The 7994-nt window shown below is 38.3% G+C and carries 6 protein-coding genes and 1 pseudogene; 5 read left to right on the top strand and 2 right to left on the bottom strand.

Going from position 1 to position 7994, the window contains the following annotated elements; all coding sequences use genetic code 11:
- Positions 1-988: DUF7018 domain-containing (lipo)protein (locus AC1DJR_RS11625; RefSeq protein WP_477002659.1), on the top strand; the 988-nt coding region annotated here is incomplete at its 5' end.
- Between the two features lie 734 nt (positions 989-1722).
- Here the strand turns inward: AC1DJR_RS11625 and AC1DJR_RS11620 are convergent.
- Positions 1723-2745 carry an MBL fold metallo-hydrolase gene (locus AC1DJR_RS11620; protein ID WP_098202288.1) on the bottom strand — a complete coding sequence of 341 codons (1023 nt, stop codon included), beginning with the start codon at positions 2743-2745 and terminating at the stop codon, positions 1723-1725.
- 165 nt (positions 2746-2910) lie between these two features.
- Between AC1DJR_RS11620 and AC1DJR_RS11615 the strand changes: the two genes are divergently transcribed.
- From AC1DJR_RS11615 to AC1DJR_RS11600, 4 genes and pseudogenes are all read left to right on the top strand, one after another.
- Entirely contained in the window at positions 2911-3921 is a 1011-nt protein-coding gene (locus AC1DJR_RS11615; protein ID WP_088047608.1) for a fumarylacetoacetate hydrolase family protein, read from the top strand.
- Positions 3922-4013: 92 nt separating this feature from the next.
- The gene (locus tag AC1DJR_RS11610; RefSeq protein WP_477002658.1) at positions 4014-4595 is read left to right on the top strand and encodes a TetR/AcrR family transcriptional regulator; all 582 of its coding nucleotides are present in this window, start codon (positions 4014-4016) and stop codon (positions 4593-4595) included.
- A gap of 412 nt (positions 4596-5007) precedes the next feature.
- A pseudogene (locus AC1DJR_RS11605) lies at positions 5008-6636 on the top strand (Tn3 family transposase); the annotation flags it as partial.
- 382 nt (positions 6637-7018) lie between these two features.
- A complete protein-coding gene (locus tag AC1DJR_RS11600) occupies positions 7019-7183 on the top strand; it encodes an aspartyl-phosphate phosphatase Spo0E family protein (RefSeq protein WP_404493510.1) in 165 nt (54 codons plus the stop codon).
- 505 nt (positions 7184-7688) lie between these two features.
- Here AC1DJR_RS11600 and AC1DJR_RS11595 read toward each other — a convergent pair.
- The gene (locus AC1DJR_RS11595) at positions 7689-7937 is read right to left on the bottom strand and encodes a DUF4318 domain-containing protein (protein ID WP_227496015.1); all 249 of its coding nucleotides are present in this window, start codon (positions 7935-7937) and stop codon (positions 7689-7691) included.
- Positions 7938-7994: the final 57 nt, after the last annotated feature.

The following is a 7994-nucleotide window of genomic DNA, read 5'->3' as shown; positions in this document are numbered from 1 at the left end:
ACTAAGAAACGCATTGTCTAGAATTGAGTATGAAAAGGGAAGTAAGGAAGACGAATCAAGTAGTAAAGAAAGTAAATCAAATGTATCAGACACAGAAGGTGAAAAGAAGGTAAAGGTATCTGAAGAAGATTACCCTTATCGTTTGACTGAACTACACTTAGAATTCCAGTATCATTTAAAAAAACTAGAAAAGAAAACTGATGAATTATTTACAGAAGAGGGTGTCTACATAGGTGAGATAGATGCCTTAATTAGTCACATTAGTTTGGACATAAACCGTTTTGAAAAAATCAAACCACCTAAAAAGTATGAAGACTACCAATTTTTAATACAAGAAGGGGTAGAAKAGATTAGAAAACACCTAATAAAAGTAGAAGATGCAGTTAGACAGTATGATGCCCGTAAGTATGATGGTGAATATGATAAGGATAAAGCAAAAGAAAGCATACAAAACGGTATGTTTGGGATAGATGATGGTGTTTCTAAATGGGAGACAGTATTTAATGGGATAAACGAGAAATACCCTGATGTAGAGCAAAAGGTAAAGGAAGAGAACCAGAAACATGCCAAAGAGGGTCATCGTGAGGAAGATTTAAATGACAAAGTTAGTGGTTCAGAAGTTGATAAATACAAAGCAGCCATCGTAGAAAATACAAATAAGATGGATGAAGTTATGAGACTGATACAAGATATAGGGCATTCGGATATAAAGGATTATGAGTCAAAGAAAAGTGAAATCCAATTGAGTTTGGATATGGCCAAAACACACGTAAGAGACATCAAATACCTTGAGGCACCTAAAGGGTTAGAAGTTGAACAAAAAAAGATAAAACAGGCAATGGATAATTACTGGAATGCTCTGCAGTTACTCTCAGAGGCATTAGAAGAACAAAATGATAATAAGTTGGAACAGGCAGAAAACAAAGCAGAACAGGCAATGAAACTATTTAAAAAAGCAACTGAGAGTATTAAAAGTAAAACCAACTAATCATGAAAAGGGGCATATGGCGGTAGCCCTATTGCAAATTTACAAATAAAAAAGATAAGATCGGAGAGTAGGATCTTATCTTTTTACAAAGAGAAATATATTGCAAGATATCTTATTATTCAATTTCTTGTTTCCTCTAATGCTTTTCTTCTTGGTTAAACATCTATTGCGTCATAAGCAAATATGTACACTTGATTAGCCAATAGCTGCCTTATACGTTATATCAGCTAGGGTACATGTGAGTATAACAGATTATTTGTATAACTTATTTTTAAAATGGATATATTAAAAAAATATACCTAATAATTCCTTGGCGTACGAAATTCTTGTTATATTGGCAGGACCCCATCGCTATYAAGCTAAGAAAATAYARCTATCCCCAGAACRAGATTTTRTGCTAATTTGTAATAAAAAAGCTCATTTTTTCGTTTTGGGGCTGATTTGTWTTCTTAAGTTGATGGGCATGCGGCAGGACCCCTTATACAAAGAAATAATTAAAGATGGAATGAAAAACCAGTTTCACTCCATCTTTTAAACTACTTTCTTCGCATCTTTTTTACAAACGTCGCGACTTTATTGTAAACATCGTGGCTTTATTTCAAAGCCACACTCAGAAGCCATCGATTCACAGCAACCATCGACTCTCTGAGCCCTTATGATCTGACACGTACTTGCTCTTCTTCCACATCGTTAATCCGCATTCTCTGACAACCATCACTTAATAAGGACTTGCACTATTCTTGCCAAACACTCATAGGGTCCCATGGCTTGATCTGATCGCCATATTTTCCGGCCAAAAAATCTTTCATGTCTTCCAGCTTAGCAGGCACCTCGTTCCAAGTTGGAAGGGGTGGTAACCCTCGTTTGCTTTTCAATAGGATATCCACTGTAACATACAAGCGTTCTGGCTGAATCCAATGAAGGAAGCGGGAAATATCAATTTGCTTGGTCAGGGACAAGGAATCAATTTCGTCATTGTAATGCTTGTTAAACTCGCTAATCAGGTTCAGGAGGTAGTCTCTCTGCTCCTTCACAAAGTCCAGGCCGCAGATAGCGCCATGTCCTGGAACAACGATTTCGGGTTTAATTTCATCAATAATGCGATCAAGTACTTTAACCCAGTTGAGGGTTCCCTCTTCGCTGTATGCCGTACAACCGTTAAACACGACATCACCGGCGAACAGCACTTTTTCTTTTGGCATCCACAGTAGCAAATCACTGTCAGAGTGGGCCGGAGCTACGTTGTAAATCATAACTTCCGTGTCGCCAAGACGGATGTTGATATCGTCCTTTATCTCAATATTCGGGAGCACCCATTCAACGCCTTCCAGGTCGAACCCTTCAAATTCCGCTGCAAAAAACCTCTCGCCCGAAGTCGATTCCGGAGAATCCTTTCCTCTTCTGATGAGGCTGTCCATCCAGGCGATATTTTCGGTGAGACGCTCTCTGGACGCTTCCTTGTGCATAATAATGCAAGCATCTTCAAACACTTTGTTTCCCCAAGCATGGTCACTGTTATAGTGCGAGTTCACCACATATGCGGGAGAGCCGCCGTTGCTTACTTCTTTAAAAGCCTCCCGCATTTCCCGCGCATGGAACAAATCGAAGAACGTGTCATACACCAGCCCTTCACCCTTGTTGATGAACCCGGCATTGGCCCAACTGATGCCGCGATACGGCGAAATACCGGCAAAGACGCCATCTGCGACTTCAAAAAATTTAACGCGAGGTTTTTGGATAATACGTCCATACTTCATGAAAATTCTCCTTTACGTATATGTTTTTGGGGTAAGGCATACTGACTATGCCTTTATTATAGAGAATGGAAAACAGGAATACAAGCAAGCACTTGCATGCATTCACTCTAAGCTTTATAATAGTAACAGAACAACATCACACTACATGGATGGAGGCGTTGCAACATGAAGCTAGTAACATTTCAAACTAAGACATCCCAGGAACCTTTGTTTGGGCTTGTAATTAACGAGAAATTTGTCGTGTCTTTTGCCGCAATCATGAAAAAGCAGGGGACATTCGTTAACAGTCTTGAAAGTATGGACAGCTATCTTCATTATTTGCCGGCAAGTTATGATGCCGCTAAGGAATTGATGCAATATGCTGTCGAACAGTCACATCAATTCAATGAAAATGAAATCTGCCCGATTGCAGCGGTAAAACTGCTGCCGCCGGTTCCAAATCCGGCGGCGCTTATCGATTTTGGACTGACGCCAAGACATCTGAGAAATGCTGGCGTAAATCTGCTGCAAAGAGAATACACAGGGCCTGAAAGAGAAGATCTTAAACGAAAAATTGCTGAAAAATTCCAGGAAGATCCGAATAAAGTAACTTTCAATTATTACAAGTGTAACCATAATGCATTAATTGGCGATGGGGATACGATTCATTGGCCTTCGTACTCTTCCTACCTGGATATCGAGCCGGAACTGGCCTTTGTTACAGGGAAGGGGAACTGCATTGCAGGTTATGTTATTTTTAACGACAGTACTGTCCGCGATATCCAGTGGCCGGATTTCCAGGCGATGACCGGACCGACGCGCTGCAAAGATTTCGATCGCAGCAAAGGAATAGGACCTTTTCTGGTTACACCGGATGAAATCGACAATCCACTAGCACTGGATGTGGATGTACGCATCGGGGAGAGACTACACTGGAAGGGAAGCACATCCGAGTATTCTGCACACCCTGCAAAAGTCATGGAGGAGGTTCTCAAAGTTTTCACGCCGCTCCCGGGCACGATTATAGGAATGGGGACGATACCAGATTGCTGCGCAATCGAGACCGAACAATGGCTGTTGCCCTCTGACCGAATCCAGATTACATTCGATAAATTAGGCACGCTCACGCAATTTGTGCCTGATTATGTTAAGATTACGGAACCAAGCCGCTGGGAAAAAAGAAGCGATTTGCCTTAAATAAACGTATATGAAAATGGTGAACCCCGCCCCTGTTGCATATACAAAACTTGTAGTAGAATAGGTTTAACAAATGAAAAAGGAGAAATGTAATGCATACTTCAGACAGAATCATTGAAGCTGCGACACGGCTCATCAAAAAGAAGGGCTATCGGGGGGTAAGCACCAAAGCCATTGCAACGGAAGCTAAAGTCAATGAATCTACGATTTTTCGGCAATTTGGAAGCAAGCAAGGCATATTGGAAGCCATCATTGAAAGACATTCGGATATCCCGCAGTTTGAGAAGCTGTTAAAAGAGGACGCGACCGATAATCCGGAAGTCGATTTGCTGAATGTAAGCCAGCAGTACCGTTTGTTTTTCCATCAAAATGCGGACATCATTTTGATTGGCATCCGCGACAAAGGAATGCTTCCCGAATTGGACAGAGTGCTGGCTGATCCACCGGTGAAGMTGCACTCCTTGCTGGTTGAATATTTTGAACGCCTACAGAAGAAAAAAGTTATAGCCAGACAGGATGAGCGTCTTGCCGCCATGTCTTTTCTCTCGATGTGCTACGGATTTCAGATGAGCGAGCTGATTCATCGGCAATATCAGTCCCAGCTCGTCACCGAGGAAGAGTTCTACAAGCACAGTATCTCATTGTTTGTTAAAGGAATTTTGTCTCAGTCATAAGCTTTGTTGATTTATTTAAATATGCCGAAGACTACTTGAGCAGCTCTAACTCGAATAAAAGAGAGATTCAATTTGGAAATGTAATCGAGAATACTAAAAGGTAGCTCGTTCCTCATCCCAGGGAGGACTACTTTTGCTCGACTAGCTTTACCATTCGTTTTACATTGGGGTACCGCCCCATCGCTATCGAGCTAATAAAACAAATCCCCCCTAAAATGAAAAAATACGCTATTCTTTCTGTAGAATCATAAGAAAGGATGGCGTTTTTGTATGTCTATTTCTGTATCTGATGAATTGCAACTATTTGCTCAAGAAATTCAAAGCTTCTTAGGGGCACCATACATACCCATCAACTTAAAATTTTAAAATAGGGGTTTGGAAGTAACGGAACAAAAACGGCAATAGCACTCCAAACCATCGAATAGACCGATGTGCGTATACATTTTGGACAATTGAACAATTTATTGAATCATTAAAAAGGCATGATATCTTTACGGATCCCAGTGAAAGGTATTGTGACCCTAGAGCTCAACTACTACAAGGCGAAGATTGGGAATCCATCAAACCCCATATATTAAGAACACTTGGATGGTCTTCATCCGCAAAACAAACCCTACAAGATCTAGCAATAAAATTAGATGAAACGTATCGAAAGGTTCAAAAGAATCTGGAGGGAAATAAAGATATTCGTATAGCAAACAATAGAATTATTCTTTCTCCTTTAGACAAATTGGAAGAGCCAAAATCATTATAAAAACTGAGAAAACAAGTGCATTCCCTTATGCCACATACAGATTTACCGGAGCTTATTCTTGAATTACATCAATGGATTCCTTTTCTGGATGCTTTTACTCATATCAGTGAAGGGAATTCTAGAGTAAAAGACCTCTCTATCAGTATGTGTGCTGTTCTTATTTCTCAAGCTTGTAACATAGGACTTGAACCTGTGACACAAGCCGGGGTACCCGCGCTCGAATATGATCGACTGACATGGGTAGAACAAAACTATTTTCGTGCTGAAACAATTACAAAGGCTAATAATACTTTGGTCTCCTATCATTCAAAAATGGGACTAACCCAAATACTAGGATCTGGCGAAGTAGCTTCAGCGGATGGTCTTCGGTTTGTTACACATGACAAGGCGGCACATTCAGGTCCAAATCCAAAGTATTTTGGGGTGGGACGTGGTGTGACTTATTATAATTATACAAGTGACCAATTTACTGGCTTACATGGCATTGTTATTCCCGGTACAATCAGAGATTCATTACGACTATTAGAGCTTGTTTTAGAACAATCTACTGAAGTACAACCAAAGGAAATTATGACAGATACCGCTGGATATAGTGATATTATATTTGGTTTGTTTGCCCTTTTAGGATATCAGTTTAGCCCAAGAATAGCAGATATCGGTTCATCAAGATTTTGGAGAATGGATGAGAATGCTGATTACGGTGATTTAAATACGATTTCAAGACATAAAATTCGTACAGATTTAATTGTTCGTTATTGGGATGATTTTATGAGGATTGCTGGTTCTCTTCAATTGGGAACAGTAAATCCAACACAGTTAATTCAAACTTTACAACGCGGAGGAAAACCGACTATGTTAGGTAGGGCAATTGGTGAATTCGGAAGAATCTTTAAAACTCAACATAATCTTCTTTTCATTACAGATCCAGCATATCGACGAAAAATCTTAACACAATTAAATCGTGGTGAATCTCGTCATAGTTTGGCAAGGGCATTGATGTATGGAAAGAAGGGGATTTTATATCAAAGTTATCGCGAAGGGCAAGAAGACCAGTTGGGAGCGTTAGGACTTGTTGTCAATGCAATTGTCGTATGGAATACTCGATATATGACAGCCGCTCTTGATGCCATACAGGAAAATGATATAAAAATTGATACAGAGGACATACAAAGGCTCTCTCCAGTAGGACATGAACATATAAATATTGTAGGAAGGTATTCCTTTCACTTACCAGAAGAAATTGAAAACGGAGCTTTACGTCCATTGATAAAAATGGAAGAAAAATAGATGATATAAAGGGGTTTGGTATGTTATTGCCGTTTCTGTTCCATTACTACACAAACCCCATTCTATACAGTTTATAACTATGTGTTAGTTCTACCCTAGTATTAGGGGTCAAAACGTAYAAAAAGACACTATTTAAAGTGTCTTTTTRTACGTTGACATGCTATTTAAGAAAATGTAGTGATTAATCATAATTAATTAGATGCTTCTCGATTAATCTTAGTATAACATCAATATAGAAGATTTTAAATKYAATTCTGYATATATAGATTATTACATATATAATTCCRCCTTAAATCTCAATTACCAAAATTACCAGTYCCCTTATTTTTATATTTATACTATAATTTAACTGCTAAATAGTATTAAAGGAGTTTTTAAAGAGATGGAGATGAGAGATTTACAAAAACTAATTGAATCAAAGAAACAAGAACTAATTAAACTTGTAGAGAAGTATGGGTTTACCCATAAGCAAGTTTTGTATTTAAGTCAAGACATCGATATATTAATTAATGAATGTATATATAATAATATTAATAAAGGTGGATGAAGTTACAGTTTACATACATAGGGAAAGCACCACATCGCTTAAAGCTAATAAAAAGAAATGCCCCCTAAAATAAAAAAATACGCTATTCTTTCTGTAGAATCATAGGAAAGGATGGCATTTTTTACTCTTGAGGGTAGTTAATATTTTTAAGTTGATGGGCATGTGACGCTACCCCACATACTCCTATTGTTACCTAAACTTTATTCGAAAATCATCTAACGCTTTTGTTTGATCAATGTCAATTTTCTCGTTTGGGGGTATTTGCTTTTCTTAGCTTGATGGGTATGTGGTAGAACCCCATCGCTATCAAGTTTAAATTTTATAATGCCCCCAAAACGAAAAATTTGTGTCATTTATAGAAAGAAGTTCATTCTTATCGTTTTGGGGATACTTCAAAATATTAAGTTACTGGTGGTACTAGCCCTAAATAAATCCTAGATACTAGTACTAATTAGTCTGTTTATTTTGCTTAACCAATACAGAGAATCATATTAACTCAAGCCCTCTATACTTCTCGACAAAATATATAATATCCTCCACGAGCCATTCGTACATCTGCACTATACAATGTATCTTCTAAATAAAAAGTAATCGGTTTTGTTTTACTTTCAAAACTTAATTTCTCCTTAGACTGTATAGCATAGGTTTCAACAGCTGAACAAATTGTTTTAGAAGATGGATAATGAAGAGAATCATCTAGTTCAATATAAAAGGTTTTTCTTAATAGTTTTTTTAAAAATCTTTGCTTTTTCATCCTAATCTACTCCCCCTTCACCCTTAATATAAATCAATATTCTGAATCATCCATATT

This window comes from Bacillus sp. 05T31 (genome assembly GCF_056396725.1).
The sequence above is the reverse complement of the archived record's forward strand: the minus strand, read 5'-3'. Positions and strand labels throughout refer to the sequence as shown.